Genomic DNA, 15,478 nt, shown 5'->3' with positions numbered 1-15,478 from the left:
TGATACTTAGTGACAGGGGTCAAAAAAGTCAACTGACCCTAACTTTTTTTGCACGCCATTAAGTAATTCATTTGAACCGATTCTTGTAAAAAAGACTCTCGCGTTATGGGATTATATCCCATTCCAGACAAACCGATGAGGTCCAAGCCTTCCTTACGAGTCCATGCAGCGAGCTCACTAGGTTTAATGAACTTGTCATAATCATGTGTTTGACGAGGTAATAATTTTAAAACGTATTCAGCCATTAAAATCGCACCTCCATACGCAGCTAAGGTTCGATTAATTGTGGATAAAAAAAGAAAACCACCGGGTTTTAAGACCCGAGCGCAATGCTTTATAACCAGCTCGGGCTTTGCAACATGCTCTAGCATTTCCATACAAGTGACCACATCAAAGCCTTCAGCATCCATCGTTTCCACTGGCTGGCAAAGATAAGTTATATTCAGCTCTTGTTCCTTTGCATGCAATGTAGCAACCTGGATTGCTTTCGTCTCAGCATCAATCCCTGTGACCTGAGCCCCAAGTGATGCCATGCTTTCCGATAATATACCCCCTCCAGAACCTACGTCTAATACCGTTTGATTGGAGAAAGATACGTATCGCTTCATAAACTCCATACGCGCCAAATTAATGTCATGTAGCGTTTTTAGCGGACCATCAGGATTCCACCACTCGTTCGCTAGTTGCGAGAATTTCAGAATTTCTTGCGTATCAATCGTGGTTTGATTCGTCATGTTTCACCAACAATTCAAGGGGTTTAAAAAACGCCATTACCTCTTCATTAGTAACAAAACTTACGTTATACGGATGTTCAGCAATGATATGAGGAAATAATTTGATCTCGGGCAATTGCTTGGCAATTCGACCAAATAAAACCAACTGGACGGAAGGCTTTTGTTCGGCTAATTGACTCAAGAGAAAATGCATAAAAGGCTGCCATTTTCTTGCATGGTAATTGACTTTCCCTTCACTGTAAACCAAGGTTGCATTCAATAATAAAAAACCTTTGGAAATTAAGCGCTCAAAGAACTCTTGGGCGGTTTGTACATACTTGGAATGATCTAATTTAGCAATGGCATCCTGTGAGAAATCAGACCTTAAATCTCCTCTTGCATGCAAAAGCATTTTAAGAAAATTTCTTAAAGAGGTAGCACGATTTACTTTTTTACTAAACCCTGTATCGCTCCAAATTGACTCGACTGAATCATCCCAGAAAGCATACCCATTCGCTGACTGCTCTCTTGGATAGGGGGATTCGCCAAATAAAATATATTCAGAAGAGGACAAAGGAAGACTAAATGCATTTAATAGTTGCTCTTTTCCCGGCAACCAATCGTCATGTTTTCTTAACCATTGCAGATAATCCTGATCCATTTGCTTAAATGCGGCCGTGAGCAACTCATACCACTCAGGATGAGCTGCTTTAATGAATTCGTTCATTCACATTCCCTTACACACCAAATTCGACGTTGCATCGCAGCGAGCGCAGCTAATGTGCTGAATTTAGGTTAAAAAGGATTAATTATAACGAGCGATTTCCCCCAATCCAACCATTTCTTCGCTCTAAATTCGGCAGTTGAATCGTTGCGAGAATAGCTAATGTGCTGAAGATTCAGTGCAGTATCTGTTCGAAGTAGATTCAACTGCCGAATTTAGGTCGCATAACCACCTTGCGAATAAGGTCTTTTTCCGCTAATGTCATAACGTTTAACAGGGAGTTTTCACATGCTGACATCATTGCAAGACTTAATTGAGTCAACAAAAGCTAATCATAAAACAATGATTCACCAACTCCATCAGTTTTGTGAAATCAACTCCGGAACGGAAAATCTTAACGGTTTAAAAGAAATGCACCAGACGCTTATGTCTGCTTTTACTCCACTGGCCGATGAAATTGAGTCTAAAGTTTTCCCTGAAATTCCTCTAATTACTTTGTCAGGGGAACAAATCCTTAAACCTTGTGGTAAGGGATTATTTATTAGAAAACGCCCTGAAAAAAAGCGTCGAATTCTTTTATGTGGCCATATGGACACGGTTTATAGCATAGATCACCCATTCCAATCATTATCCTATATCGATGATAATCGTGTGAATGGCCCAGGCGTTAGCGATATGAAAGGCGGCTTGATTGTTATTTTGCATGCCTTAAATGCCTTTGAAAAGACTCCTTTTGCAGGCGATATAGGCTGGGATGTGTTTATTAATGCCGATGAAGAAATCGGCTCGCCGGCTTCTGCTTCATATCTTGAAGAACTTGCTCATAAGTATCAAGCAGCCTTAGTTTATGAACCCGCCATGAATGAATCAGGGACACTCGCCAAAAATCGCAAGGGAAGTGGGAAATTCACGTTGATTGCAACGGGTAAAGAAGCTCACGCAGGACGTTCTTTCTATGAAGGTCGAAATGCGATCTGTTATTTGGCTGAAGCTTTATTAGATATTCATGCACTAAACCAAGAAGAAGAAAGTTTTACCATTAATGTGGGCCAAGTTTTGGGAGGGACTGCTTTAAATATTGTTCCAGATAAAGCCGTCGCTAAGCTGGATATTCGAATCACCTATCCTGAGGATGAACAATCAATTCTCCAAAAAATAAATCAAATTATTCAAAAACATCAACGCAACGATTATGGTTTATCTTTGAAAGGTAACTTTGGGCGTCCCGTAAAACGCATTAATCCAGCCACTGAACGCCTGTTTCGCCGTATTCAAAACGTAGGCGAAGATCTTGGCTTAACGATTGATTGGAAAGATAGTGGCGGGTGCTGTGATGGCAATAACTTAGCTTCACATAGTCTTCCTGTAATCGATACCTTAGGGGTGCGAGGGGGAAATATTCACAGTTCGGCTGAATATATTCTCTTAGATAGCCTAGTCGAGCGTGCCTCATTAAGCGCTCTATTACTGGTGGATTTAGCTCAAGGTGGGCTTGAGGATTTATCAAAACGTTAAGGAAACAACCGTCATGATGCTGTTTCGCAGCGCACAAAAAACCGATTTAAAGGATATTTATGAACTAGCCCAAAACAGTGGCTTTGGCTTGACTACCTTACCAGCTGATAAGGACTTATTATCCAAACGGCTTGAGTGGTCACTTGAATCGTTTAAAAAAACGGTAACCGATCCATTTAACGAATATTATTTGTTCGTACTAGAAGATCCTACAGAAAAGAAAGTCGTTGGTACTTCGGCAATTGAGGCCTCCGTAGGTCATGACACCCCTTTTTATTCTTATAAATTATCAAAACGCACCCGCGTTTGTCATGATTTAGGCATACGATCAGACTATGAAGTGTTAAGTCTTGTCAATGACAAGCAAGGGGCTAGTGAGTTGTGCACCCTATTTCTTTCACCAGATTATAGACACTCCAGCAATGGATTATTGCTTTCCCGAGGACGTTTTTTATTTATTGCGCATTATCCTGTACGTTTCGCCCCAGTAGTTATAGCCGAAATGCGTGGCATTTCAGATGAAAAAGGTCAATCTCCCTTTTGGGATGCTATTGGGAGTCATTTCTTTCACATGCCTTTTTCAAAAGCTGATCGCTTAACCATTTCAACTAACAAGCAATTCATTGCTGACTTGATGCCTCGAAACCCAGTTTATGTAAAATTATTAGATTCAGCTGCCCAAGAAGTCATCGGGAAACCACATGCATCTACCGTCCCAGCCATGAATATTTTATTGCGCGAAGGATTTCGCTACAGTCAGTATGTCGATATTTTTGACGCAGGTCCTACGATTGAAGCACCTAGAGAATCCATTCGAACCATCGGACTGAGTCGTGTCATGACCGTCAAAAGCATTAGTGATGATGTGAGCAGCAAACGCTTTTTAGTGGCGAATACCGAGTTGAATTTTAGAGCCAGTATTTGTCAGGTTGTGTTTAATCATGAGCGAAAGTCTTGTATTTTAAGCAAACAAGCTGCTGAGGTATTGCAGGTTAAGTGCGGCGATTCGGTCAGAATAGCCCCACTTACATTGGAAGAAAACTCGATATTATCTGAGGTTAAACATGATTAAATTGAGTCATTTTTATAAAGGAACATGGCATGAGGGTCATGGAGAATCATTCACGTCAGTCAATCCTGTCAATAACGAAATGCTTTGGTCAGGCCATGAAGCTACTGAACAAGAAGTTTGTGAAGCGGTATCTTCAGCACACGAAGCGTTTGGCACTTGGGCCAGTTTAGATTTATCAAGTCGTGTGAGTTATTTAAAGCAGTTTGGCAACGAGATAGAAAAAAACCATGAAGCTTTAACGACTTTAATTTCGAAAGAGACCGGCAAACCTCTATGGGAATCCAAAACCGAAGTTAAATCGGTGATTGGTAAGATTAACTTATCCATTGAAGCCTACCACGAACGAACGGGTGAGAAAGAAGTTCAAGTACCGGATGCTTCTGGACACTTACGGTTTAAACCCTTAGGCGTGGTTGGAGTACTTGGTCCCTTTAATTTTCCAGCCCATTTAAGCAATGGCCATATCGTGCCTGCTTTACTTGCTGGAAATACCGTAGTTTACAAGCCCAGTGAATTAACCCCTGCCGTTGCAGAATTCATTGTTCAATGCTTCGAAAACGCGAAATTTCCACCGGGTGTTTTAAATTGCGTACAAGGCAGAGCAAACACAGCTAAATCGCTTATTGACCAAGATATTCAAGGGGTTTATTTCACGGGAAGTTATAAAACGGGATTGTCGATTAACAAACAATTAAGCCATCGCCCCGAGGTTCTTCTAGCGCTAGAAATGGGAGGCAATAACCCGCTTATAATTGATTCTATTTCTAATGTAAAAGCTGCGATATATCAGTCAATTCTTTCTGCCTTCATTACCGCAGGACAACGCTGCACCTGCGCTAGACGTTTATTCATTGCCGATAATCACGAAGGGGATGCCTTTTTATCTCAATTTATACATTCTACGCAATCAATTACTGTAGGTCCTTACACAGAGGAGCCAGAGCCATTTATGGGCTCGGTAATAAGCCATGAACACGCCCTTTCTCATTTGGCTGCGCAAAAAAGGCTTATTGAAAACGGGGGCAATCCTTTGTTAGAGATGAAACTTATTTCAGAACATACAGGGCTTCTCTCACCAGGGATTGTGGATATGACCTCGGTGAAATCTAGGTGTGATGAAGAGATTTTCGCGCCTTTAATACAGGTTTATCGTTATCAGGATTTTGATCACGCACTAGAATTGGCTAATCAAACCCAGTATGGTCTTGCCGCGGGAATTTTAACCGACAGCCACGAGCGTTTCCAACAGTTTTACCAAACCATACGGGCAGGATTAATTAATTGGAATCGTCCCACAACGGGGGCAGCCAGCAATTTACCCTTTGGAGGAGTTGGTCATAGTGGCAATCACCGTCCCAGTGCCTGGTTTGCCGCTGATTATTGTGCTTACCCTGTTGCGAGCCTTGAGCAGCGAGAATTGATTTTGCCTTCAACCCTATTACCAGGAATCAATTTATCATGATGAATGTCTATGAGCTGAATATGGACGGTTTAGTTGGGCCCACACATCATTACGCAGGCCTTGCTCCTGGAAATATCGCCTCAACGCAAAATGCCTTTCAACCAGCAAATCCTGCCGCCGCAGCCATTCAAGGGATTGAAAAAATGCGGCTAATGCACCAGCTTGGTCTAAAACAAGCAGTCTTGCCTCCGCACCAGCGTCCTAATTTGGAGTTATTACATCAATTAGGATTTCGTGGAACTCCGTCTGAACAAGTCAATAAAGCAAGCAAAGTAGATATTAATATTCTAAGTGCCTGTTATTCCGCATCCAGCATGTGGACCGCCAACGCTGCGACCGTGTCTTCTAGCTTAGATACCTCCGATAACCGCGTCCATTTTACCGCAGCAAACTTGGTCAGTAATTTACATCGTCACCAAGAAACAAAATTCTCTGCTCTGCTTTTCAAACATATCTTTGCTAACACGGACTATTTTTATCATCACACGCCATTACCTGGAACGGATGTTTTAGGCGATGAAGGCGCTGCAAATCATAATCGTCTTTGTGCTCATCATGGTGAGCGTGGGATTAATCTATTCGTTTATGGGCGACGAGCCTTACCAGCCAACAACGCATATGCTAAACCCAAACGCTATCCCGCGCGGCAAACCTATGAAGCCTCTCAAGCTATAGCTCGCAAGCACCTACTTAATTCTCAGAATGTATTGATGGTCTGTCAAAATCCTACGGTTATTGACCAAGGTGTATTTCATAATGATGTAATTTCAGTCGCCAATGAATCTGTCTTTTTAGTTCATCAAGAAGCCTTTCTTAACCAACAATCGTTATTAAACACCTTACAACAATCCGCGGATTTCCCGCTGCATCTTCTAGTGGTCAATAGCTCTCGAATTCCCGTTGCAGAGGCAGTCAGTAGCTATTTATTTAACTCGCAGTTAGTCACGCTTCCCAATAAACATAAAAAATCAATGGCGTTAATAGCACCTATTGAATGTGAAGAAAATCAGAGTATCAATCATTATATTCGTGAATTAATTTCCGATGTTGATAATCCCATTGATCATGTTCACTACATTGATTTAAAACAAAGCATGCGAAATGGTGGCGGACCTGCCTGTCTAAGACTTAGAGTTCCTTTGCTAGAACCCGAATTAAACGCCATGCATCAAGGAATTCTGGTTGATGATGGCCTATTAGATAAACTCATCGAGTGGGTTAAGCGACATTATCGAACCGAACTCCTTGCAGATGATCTATCTGATCCAACCCTGATTGAGGAATCATTTTCTGCGCTTGATGAATTAACTCAAATATTAGAACTTGGAAGTCTATACCCTTTTCAACGCGCATGAGAACCATTCAGCTTAAAACGTATTTTAAACATTGTATCTATGAGTCAAACTCAGGTATTCGGGTGTATCAAAATTTAATTTATCGTTGGCTAACGTTTAGTACACGCCCCATACAAACATTATTAAATCGGTACCATCCCGAGCGCCCTATGCTTGATTATCTTGTTCCTTTAACACTTGCCGTGAGGTCAAAACCTGGAAAAACCTGTCTTTTGGGACTTGGAGGAGCTGGTGCTGCCCATTATCTTCAACCTCATTTACAGACGAGTTGGCTGGATATTATTGAGTGTAATCAAGAAGTTATTGATGTGGCTAAGCGTTTTTTTATGGCGGATACGATTTCGAATACAACGATTTATTATGAGCCCGCAGAGTCTTTTATTCAGAAAGACACTCACCAATATGATCATGTGCTGATTGATTTATTCGATGAGCAAGCATTCCCGGAGTCCTGCAATACAGAAGCTTTTTTTATTCACTGTGTCCGGCAACTTACTTCTCAAGGGATCCTAGCGATTAATATAGCCAATCCAGGACAACAAAGGTCTATCTTTGTCAAATTAAAAGCGCTATTTCATCCTGCAATCGTCTCTTTTCCAATAAAAAATTCTGCAAACATTGTCGTTTTAGCAGCGAATGATCGCTCCATTGATACTTTAAAAAATATAATATTGACGTACCATAAGCATCATCGATTATTTTGGGACACAAGATGGGGATATATCGCAGAATGATAACCCGCGGCAGGGCCTATATGTTATATATAAGCAACCACGCCGCAAGAAGTAAAAGAGTTTTGTCTTAAAAATCGCCTCAGATAATATGATCCTAGGTCAAATGATCTTTAGACTTCCATTAGATCTTTTTCTTTTTCAACCAGTAATGAATCAATTTGAGCAATATACTTATCAGTTAGTTTTTGAATCACTTCATTTGCACGTCGCTCATCATCTTCTGATATTTCTTTTTCTTTAACTAATTCTTTAAGCTGGTTATTCGCATCACGACGAATATTGCGAATAGAAACACGCGCTTGCTCAGCTTCGCCACGTACTACACGAATCATTTCTTTACGACGTTCTTCGGTTAAAGGAGGCATAGGAACACGTATTGATGTACCTGCTGTAGCCGGATTTAAACCAAGATCGGATGTTAAAATCGCTTTTTCAACCGCTTGAACCATGCTTTTATCCCATGGTGTAACTAAGAGCGTACGAGGATCACTTAAAGTAACATTAGCTACTTGGTTCAGTGGGGTCAGTGAACCGTAATAATCAACTTGAACGTGATCGAGCAGGCTGGCGTTAGCGCGTCCTGTTCTGATTTTGATGAATTCATGGCCTAGTGACTCCACAGATTTTGCCATGCGCTTCTCAGCATCTTGCTTGATATCATTGATCATGCTTTGCTCCTATAATGGTTCCTACGCGCTCACCCGTTACGATTCGTTTTAATGCATTAGGCTCAAACATATTAAACACTTGCAAGGGCATATTGTGATCCTGGCACAAGCAAATCGCCGTTAAATCCATGACTTGTAATCCCTGACTTAACACTTCACGATAAGTTAAGAAATCATACCGAACCGCATCCGAATTTTTTACGGGATCTGCTGAGTAGACGCCATCCACTTTTGTGGCTTTAAGTACGACATCAGCGCCAACTTCAATAGCCCTTAAACAAGCAGCCGAATCGGTCGTGAAAAAAGGATTTCCAGTTCCAGCAGCAAAAATAACCACCTGCCCGTTTCGTAAATTTGTGATTGCTTTTCGACGATGATAAGGGTCAACAACACCTAACATCGGTATGGCAGACATAATTCTGGCTGGCAGATCGATACGCTCCAATGCATCACGAAGAGCGAGCGCATTCATCACCGTGGCCAACATGCCCATGTGATCACCTGTTACGCGCCCCAATCCTGCTTCGGATAACGCTTTGCCGCGAAAAAGATTTCCACCACCAATAACCAAACCAACTTCAACCCCCATTTGAACAAGCTCGGCAACATCCTTTGCGATTCGATCCAAAACGGCTGGGTCAATGCCAAATTGCGAATCGCCCATTAAGGCTTCGCCGCTGCACTTAAGAACGATACGCTTATACTTTAGTTTTGTTTGGTTGGGACTTATCATTGTTCGCGAACCTGAGCCATAACTTCTGCAACAAAGTTATCTTCTTTTTTCTCAATGCCTTCACCCACTTCATAACGAACAAATGAAATCACCTCAGCATTTTTCTCTTTTAAGAGTTGTCCTACTTTTTTATTTGGATCTTTGACAAAAGGTTGACCGGCCAAGCTCACTTCATCAACAAACTTGCTAATACGCCCCTCAATCATTTTATCAATAATTTCTTGCGGTTTTCCGCTTTCACGTGCTTGCGCGGTAAAGATTTCACGCTCGTTCTCAATTGCATCAGCAGGTACTTGTTCACGGTTAACTACTATAGGCCGGCTAGCCGCTATATGCATTGCTATATCTTTAGCTAACGATTCATCAGCATTTTTCATTGCAACTAACACACCAATTTTAGTGCCATGCAAATAAGAACCAATTACCCCCTCACATTCCTTTTGTACCAGGCGACGAACCTTGATATTTTCCCCAATTTTAGCAACCAGTTCTTGTCTGGCCTCTTCTACAGTATTATTACCGCCTTTAAGTGTTTGAGAGGAAAGTTCAACAACGTCAGCTGCATTTGATTGTAAAGCTGTTTCTGCAACTCGGTTTGCAAATGAAGTAAAATTATCATCCCGTGCAACGAAATCAGTTTCGCTATTTAACTCGAGCATTACCGCTCTTTTTAAATCCTCTGATTTGGAAATCATAATGATTCCTTCCGCAGCAATTCGATCAGCTTTTTTGTCGGCTTTTGCACTACCTGCTTTACGCATTTCTTTAATTGCTTCGTCGATATCGCCATTCGCCATCACCAGAAACTTTTTGCACTCCATCATTCCAGCGCCAGTAATTTCACGTAGCTTTTTTACTAATGAAGCATCAATAGACATATTGGTTTCTCCGTACAAAATTAATTTGAATACCTGAAATAATGCTTCAGGAATTATGCCGTAAACGGTGCAAGACTCTGTGAGATAGTTATATACTTCGTGCGAAGTATATGTACTTCGCGAAACTGGGGTCCAGTTAAAAACCGCAAGCTAACCGCTGCGAAGTATAGCACCATTCCAGTTTGCCACTCAAATATAAGAGAGGCATGGTAAAAGGGGTATTAAAAAATACCCCCTTTTGATTGATTGAATCGAAAAAATGCTTATTTGCTTTTCTTTTCAGTTTTTTCAGTTTCTTTAGCTGACTTAGCCTTTTTAGGCTCATTAGACTCTTCAGATTTAGAAGCTTCCTTAGCTTTTTTAGGCTCTTCTACTTCTTTTTCCTTTTTAGATTCCTTGGCTTTTTTGGGCTCTTCCGCTTTTTTTGCAGCTTTGCTTGATTTAGCTTCTGTTTCTGAAGTTACTTCAACAAACTCAGCATCCGAGACTCCACCAACGGTATTACCACGTTTGGCATCAATAATGGCATCCGCTATGCAACGAACGTAGATTTCAACGGCACGCATTGAATCATCATTTGCAGGAATAATGTAATCTACATTATCAGGATCATTATTGGTATCCACGACACCAATGACAGGAATCTTTAAACGGCGCGCTTCTTCCACCGCAATGTTTTCAAAACCAACATCCACAACAAACAGCGCATCAGGCAACCCACCCATATCTTGAATACCGCCCAAACTACGCTCTAATTTTTCAAGCTCGCGTGATAACATTAAGGCTTCTTTTTTGATCATATGTTCAAACGCACCTTCATCACGCATTTTTTGTAGTTCTTTCAAACGAAATATGGATTGACGAACCGTTTTGTAGTTAGTCAACATTCCACCCAACCAGCGATGGTCAACATAGGGCATACCACAACGCGATGCATGCTCGCGAACGCTTTCTTGCGCAGCACGCTTCGTGCCAACAAATAAGATCTTTGCTTTATTGGCAGCTAATCTACCAGCAAAATTCATGGCATCATTGAGCAAAGGAATAGTCTTTTCAAGATTAATAATGTGGATTTTGTTTCGAGAACCAAAAATAAAATTGGCCATTTTGGGATTCCAGAAACGGGTGCGGTGACCAAAATGGGCGCCGGCTTCTAAAAGTTCACGCATACTAACATTCATAAATTTCTCCAGGGTTAAGCCTCCACGCTTCCCATACGGAACCTAATGGCATAATTAAATCACATTAGGACCCTACCGTATGTGCCGAAACGTGTGTGTCGTTAAAAGCGCGTGAATAATAACACATTCAATTTGACGCAGCAATTTGTTTTTAGAATAAAATTTACGTACATGTTACTTCAAATAAAAGTCAACCCAGCAGAAACTTCGTGTTCAATAAGTCTGCAAGACATATGTTTTTATGAAACCCATCTTGGCAAATAAAAATTAAGGTCTATACTACTAACGGGTATATAGGAACTAATCACACAATAAGGAACTTAGACATGAAAAAATCGCTTATTTTATTATCCGTGTTAACATTAACGCTTTCTTTTAGTCCCATGACGTTTGCAGAAAGTGAAATGAAAGGTGAGTGCCCCTGTAAGCGTATGGAGCATATGAAAAAATTAACCCAAGGTCTTAACTTGACCGCTGATCAAAAAAAACAAATTGATGCCATTAAAGAAGATGCAAAAAAACAAATGATGCAACTTCACGAGCAAAAAATGGCACTAAAAAAGCAGTTTCATGACTTAATCACGGCCGATAAACTTGATGAAAGCAAAGTTGACGAGCTAGTCAATAAGAAAAAAGAGATATACGCTGAAAAAGTTCGACTCATGGTAGAAACCAAAAATAAAATTTATAATGTTTTGAACGCTGAACAAAAACAAAAATTTGAAAATATGATGGACAAGTGGCAGCAAAAACGAATGGATGCCATGAAAAAAATGCAAAATCAAAATGACAATTCTGTCGATGCAATGGATGATGACGACTAATTGATCTAGAATAGCTACACTTTTTTAAGTTGGAATACTAATTTTCCAATTCTAGAGTGCTAACGCCGACCTTGACCATCAAAAAGCATGACTCATCGTCGGCGTTTTTATTTAGGTTTGATAAATTACTATGTTAACATTAAATAATTTGATTAATTATTCGCAATAAGAAACATTCGCCCCATAATTAAATCATGTGCGAAATTATTTTTTTATATGAAATATTTTGGATAAGACACAATGGCTGTAACCATTAAGACCCCCGATGAAATTGAAAAAATGCGCGTTGCCGGGCGCCTTGCTGCTGAAGTGCTCGAAATGATAGGGCCTCATGTACAAGAAGGCATTACAACCGATGAATTAAATTCCATTTGCCATAATTATATTGTGAATGAGCAACAAGCTATCCCTGCTCCGCTAAATTACAACGGATTTCCTAAATCCATTTGCACTTCAATTAACCACGTTGTATGTCATGGGATCCCAGGTAAACGGGTTTTAAAAAATGGTGATATTATTAATATTGATGTCACCGTAATTAAAGATGGATATCACGGGGATACCAGCAAGATGTTTTTCGTGGGGGAACCATCCATCAAAGCCACTCATGTAGTGAATGTTGCGCGAGAGTGTTTATATATTGGGATAGAAATGGTTAAACCTGGTACTCGGTTAGGAGATATTGGTCATGCCATTCAAAAACATGCTGAACAAAATCGATGTTCTGTTGTTCGTGAATATTGTGGGCACGGAATTGGTCGTATTTTCCATGAGGATCCACAAGTGTTACATTATGGCACACCCGGTACAGGTGAAATATTACGCCAAGGGATGACGTTCACGATTGAACCTATGGTCAATGTTGGTAAACCCCAGACACGATTATTACCTGATCAATGGACCGTTGTGACTAAGGATCATAGTTTGTCTGCTCAATGGGAACATACCTTATTAGTCACGGATGATGGGGTGGAAATTTTAACGCTAAGAAATGAAGAACACTAACTGGGTTTTAAAAAATAATTTAAAAAAGCTCAAGGATGAGCTAAGCCAGGAATTTAGTAAAAAAACAAACATCGTAAATCTCACCAACAAGCTAGTCATAGGAATTGATGAACTTATTATCCCCCTATTTCAAAAGCACCTCTTTGATCAAGAAAATCAGTTTTGTCTAATCGCTTTAGGAAGCTATGGTCGACGCGAATTACAGCTTTATTCCGATGTTGATTTGTTGTTGTTACATACTGAATCGGTTGAGGAACGTCAACTCTTAAAAGCACAACAATTTATTCAAGATTGTTGGGATATCGGCCTTGAAATCAGCCATCAAATTACAACGGTTGATGAATGCGCAAAACTCGCCAGTCAAGATGTCAGCGTTATTTCAAGCATCTTAGATATGCGATTATTATGTGGCCGTCGTTCCTTTATAGAAGCGTTATTTTATCAAACCCACCCACTTCATATCTGGACCAGTCACGACTATTTTTTTGCCAAAGAAAAAGAACAACAAATTCGATATGAAAAGTATGGAGAAACCGCCTATAACCTTGAACCAAATGTCAAAAATGGCGCTGGAGGGCTTCGTGACATTCAAGTGCTCTTTAATATCTGCAAGCGACATTTTGGCATTAAAAAATTATCAGACGGTATTGGATTTGGATTTATCACACCCAAAGAGTATGAAGAACTAATTTATTGTCAGCATTTTTTATGGCGCGTTCGCTTCGCGCTTCATATTCTTGCTGATAAAAAAGAAGATCGTTTGCTATTTGATTATCAATCTAAGCTCGCGAAATTATTTGGATACTCTGATACTGAGCATTCCCTCGCCATTGAACAATTCATGAAAGCTTATTTTAAGGTGATTAAACGAAGCCGCGAATTAAATGAAATGTTACTCCAATGGTTTTCTGAAACCATTGTTTATCACCAAAAACAAACGCTCACACCGTTAGATGACTGGTTTCAACTGTCTAACCAATATATTGAAGTAAAACACAGCAAAGTGTTTTCAAATCGTCCTCAAGCCTTGTTGGAAATTTTTCTTTGGCTTGCCAACCATCCTGAAATCGAAGGTGTTCGAGCCAATACCATTCGCTTAATTCGACAACATCTTTATCTAATTGATAAAGCATTTTGTAAAAACAAAGAAGTGACAAAGACGTTCTTGGCCATTTTGTCCAGTAATTACTCTCCATTTGATGCGCTACAACGAATGAGTCGTTATGGAGTACTTGGCTATTATCTAGAACCATTTGGGGTAGTCACGGGTCAAATGCAATATGATTTATTCCATGTTTATACAGTTGATCAGCACACCTTATTTGTGATCCGTAATCTTGGCCGTTTTAATAACTCGGAATACAGTGTTCATTTCAAACTAGCGCATCAATTATTTAATACCATTGAAAATAAAACGATTCTTTATCTTGCAGCATTGTTTCATGATATTGCTAAAGGCCGTGGAGGAGATCATTCCGATCTTGGAGCGATTGAAGCGCAACATTTTGCAAAACGCCATAGGCTCAATAAGCCTATGACAGACTTATTCGTGTGGTTAGTACAAAATCATTTATTGATGTCTCAAACCGCTCAACGTCAAGACATTTATGATCCTCGTACGATAGCAACCTTTTGCAACCAACTTCCTAAAGCGCATTATCTTGATTATTTATATCTCTTAACGGTTGCTGACATCTGCGCCACAAATCCTAACTTATGGAATGCTTGGAAAGATTCTTTACTTAAGGAATTGTATTATGCTTCCAAGAATGCAATGACTACTGAAAAAAAACTACTTGATGAACATGTATTAATTGAACAAAGGCGATCAAAAGCGCTCACTATTCTAAAAAATGAAGGTTTGAAAGAAGAAGCGGTCTTGAATCTATGGCGAAATTTTAAAGGAAAATACTTTCTTCATGAGTCTTCCAAGGTCATTGCTCAACACACAAAAGGAATTCTTACCAGCAAGCAATTTCCACTCATTATGATTATGCCGCATCACAGTCAAGGAGGAACCGAAGTATTTATTTACATGCCCCACTGTGATGAACGCTTTACCATTACTACAACCACCTTAAATAATCATCAAGCTACCATTCAAGAGGCCACCATTTTAACCTGCGATAATCAATTTGACTTAGACACATATATTATCTTAGATGAACGCAATCAAGCCATTTTAGATGAACAAAGAATTTCTGAGATAAAAAATGATTTGCAAAACAATCTAACAGACCACGCCCGTCTTCCTGCCATTTCGTCACGTAGACTCTCAAGAATCCAAGCCCATTTTAAAATTAAGCCTGAGATTAACTTCAATGAAGATAAAGAACGAAGATTAACCCAACTGTTCATAATCACAGGAGACCGACCAGGATTATTAGCTCATATTAGTCAGTTGTTTCTAAAAGAAAACATTCATTTGCATAGCGCAAAAATTGCAACCGCAGGTGAACGCGTCGAAGATATGTTTCATATCAGTAATTATAAAGGCGAGTCATTATGCATCGAAGAACAAGCGATATTGAAAAAGAAATTAATGAATGTTTTAACCAAAATATAAGATACTCGAGGGAATCTCTAGATCATTCAGTTGATGCATTTTGAAAGA

The 15,478-nt window shown here is 40.0% G+C and carries 13 protein-coding genes and 1 pseudogene; 8 read left to right on the top strand and 6 right to left on the bottom strand.

All coding sequences use genetic code 11. The annotated features are described in order from the left end of the window. Window positions 1-38: 38 nt before the first annotated feature. Both ubiG and E1O41_RS00365 read right to left on the bottom strand, forming a co-directional pair. Entirely contained in the window at window positions 39-734 is a 696-nt protein-coding gene (gene ubiG / locus E1O41_RS00370) for a bifunctional 2-polyprenyl-6-hydroxyphenol methylase/3-demethylubiquinol 3-O-methyltransferase UbiG (RefSeq protein WP_131775326.1), read from the bottom strand. Beyond that, a complete protein-coding gene (locus tag E1O41_RS00365) occupies window positions 712-1,440 on the bottom strand; it encodes a uracil-DNA glycosylase family protein (protein WP_131775325.1) in 729 nt (242 codons plus the stop codon). The genes ubiG and E1O41_RS00365 overlap by 23 nt, the downstream gene beginning before the upstream one ends. A 285-nt stretch (window positions 1,441-1,725) precedes the next feature. On the opposite strand from E1O41_RS00365, the gene E1O41_RS00360 reads away from it, so the two are divergent. The 5 genes from E1O41_RS00360 to E1O41_RS00340 are packed head-to-tail and all read left to right on the top strand — an operon-like array spanning window position 1,726 to window position 7,575. Next, window positions 1,726-2,952: a hydrolase gene (locus E1O41_RS00360; RefSeq protein WP_131775324.1), complete on the top strand. Its 1,227-nt coding sequence runs from the start codon at window positions 1,726-1,728 to the stop codon at window positions 2,950-2,952. A 13-nt stretch (window positions 2,953-2,965) separates the two neighbouring features. Then, window positions 2,966-4,024, top strand: a complete 1,059-nt coding sequence (gene astA / locus E1O41_RS00355) for an arginine N-succinyltransferase (protein ID WP_131775323.1) — start codon at window positions 2,966-2,968, stop codon at window positions 4,022-4,024. Next, entirely contained in the window at window positions 4,017-5,486 is a 1,470-nt protein-coding gene (gene astD / locus E1O41_RS00350) for a succinylglutamate-semialdehyde dehydrogenase (protein ID WP_131775322.1), read from the top strand. Before astA ends, astD begins: the two co-directional genes overlap by 8 nt. Next, window positions 5,486-6,841, top strand: coding sequence for an N-succinylarginine dihydrolase (gene astB / locus E1O41_RS00345; protein ID WP_131775671.1), 1,356 nt, complete (start codon window positions 5,486-5,488; stop codon window positions 6,839-6,841). The genes astD and astB overlap by 1 nt, the downstream gene beginning before the upstream one ends. Beyond that, a complete protein-coding gene (locus E1O41_RS00340; protein ID WP_131775321.1) occupies window positions 6,838-7,575 on the top strand; it encodes a spermidine synthase in 738 nt (245 codons plus the stop codon). Before astB ends, E1O41_RS00340 begins: the two co-directional genes overlap by 4 nt. Before the next feature lie 110 nt (window positions 7,576-7,685). On the opposite strand, the gene frr is transcribed toward E1O41_RS00340, so the two are convergent. From frr to rpsB, 4 genes and pseudogenes are all read right to left on the bottom strand, one after another. Then, complete coding sequence (gene frr / locus E1O41_RS00335) at window positions 7,686-8,243, bottom strand: ribosome recycling factor (RefSeq protein ID WP_131775320.1); 558 nt, start codon at window positions 8,241-8,243, stop codon at window positions 7,686-7,688. Beyond that, the gene (gene pyrH, locus E1O41_RS00330) at window positions 8,233-8,976 is read right to left on the bottom strand and encodes a UMP kinase (protein WP_131775319.1); all 744 of its coding nucleotides are present in this window, start codon (window positions 8,974-8,976) and stop codon (window positions 8,233-8,235) included. Before pyrH ends, frr begins: the two co-directional genes overlap by 11 nt. Beyond that, window positions 8,973-9,854, bottom strand: a complete 882-nt coding sequence (gene tsf, locus E1O41_RS00325) for a translation elongation factor Ts (protein WP_131775318.1) — start codon at window positions 9,852-9,854, stop codon at window positions 8,973-8,975. The genes pyrH and tsf overlap by 4 nt, the downstream gene beginning before the upstream one ends. Window positions 9,855-10,285: 431 nt before the next feature. Beyond that, a pseudogene (rpsB, locus tag E1O41_RS00320) lies at window positions 10,286-11,035 on the bottom strand (30S ribosomal protein S2); the annotation flags it as partial. A 326-nt stretch (window positions 11,036-11,361) separates the two neighbouring features. Between rpsB and E1O41_RS00315 the strand changes: the two are divergent. The 3 genes from E1O41_RS00315 (at window position 11,362) to glnD (ending at window position 15,430) form a co-directional block, all read left to right on the top strand. Continuing rightward, window positions 11,362-11,859, top strand: coding sequence for a Spy/CpxP family protein refolding chaperone (locus E1O41_RS00315; RefSeq protein ID WP_131775316.1), 498 nt, complete (start codon window positions 11,362-11,364; stop codon window positions 11,857-11,859). A 240-nt stretch (window positions 11,860-12,099) separates the two neighbouring features. Continuing rightward, complete coding sequence (map, locus tag E1O41_RS00310; protein WP_131775315.1) at window positions 12,100-12,864, top strand: type I methionyl aminopeptidase; 765 nt, start codon at window positions 12,100-12,102, stop codon at window positions 12,862-12,864. Further along, window positions 12,851-15,430, top strand: a complete 2,580-nt coding sequence (glnD, locus tag E1O41_RS00305; protein WP_131775314.1) for a [protein-PII] uridylyltransferase — start codon at window positions 12,851-12,853, stop codon at window positions 15,428-15,430. The genes map and glnD overlap by 14 nt, the downstream gene beginning before the upstream one ends. Window positions 15,431-15,478 lie beyond the last annotated feature (48 nt).

This window comes from Legionella impletisoli, from assembly GCF_900639875.1.
GTDB lineage: Bacteria > Pseudomonadota > Gammaproteobacteria > Legionellales > Legionellaceae > Legionella_A > Legionella_A impletisoli.
This window is presented reverse-complemented; position numbering and strand designations above follow the sequence as displayed.

Coding starts and splice junctions, on each gene's coding strand:
- ubiG (WP_131775326.1), bottom strand. CDS start 734: ATGACGAATCAAACCACGATTGATACGCAAGAAATTCTGAAATTCTCG.
- E1O41_RS00365 (WP_131775325.1), bottom strand. CDS start 1,440: ATGAACGAATTCATTAAAGCAGCTCATCCTGAGTGGTATGAGTTGCTC.
- E1O41_RS00360 (WP_131775324.1), top strand. CDS start 1,726: ATGCTGACATCATTGCAAGACTTAATTGAGTCAACAAAAGCTAATCAT.
- astA (WP_131775323.1), top strand. CDS start 2,966: ATGATGCTGTTTCGCAGCGCACAAAAAACCGATTTAAAGGATATTTAT.
- astD (WP_131775322.1), top strand. CDS start 4,017: ATGATTAAATTGAGTCATTTTTATAAAGGAACATGGCATGAGGGTCAT.
- astB (WP_131775671.1), top strand. CDS start 5,486: ATGAATGTCTATGAGCTGAATATGGACGGTTTAGTTGGGCCCACACAT.
- E1O41_RS00340 (WP_131775321.1), top strand. CDS start 6,838: ATGAGAACCATTCAGCTTAAAACGTATTTTAAACATTGTATCTATGAG.
- frr (WP_131775320.1), bottom strand. CDS start 8,243: ATGATCAATGATATCAAGCAAGATGCTGAGAAGCGCATGGCAAAATCT.
- pyrH (WP_131775319.1), bottom strand. CDS start 8,976: ATGATAAGTCCCAACCAAACAAAACTAAAGTATAAGCGTATCGTTCTT.
- tsf (WP_131775318.1), bottom strand. CDS start 9,854: ATGTCTATTGATGCTTCATTAGTAAAAAAGCTACGTGAAATTACTGGC.
- E1O41_RS00315 (WP_131775316.1), top strand. CDS start 11,362: ATGAAAAAATCGCTTATTTTATTATCCGTGTTAACATTAACGCTTTCT.
- map (WP_131775315.1), top strand. CDS start 12,100: ATGGCTGTAACCATTAAGACCCCCGATGAAATTGAAAAAATGCGCGTT.
- glnD (WP_131775314.1), top strand. CDS start 12,851: ATGAAGAACACTAACTGGGTTTTAAAAAATAATTTAAAAAAGCTCAAG.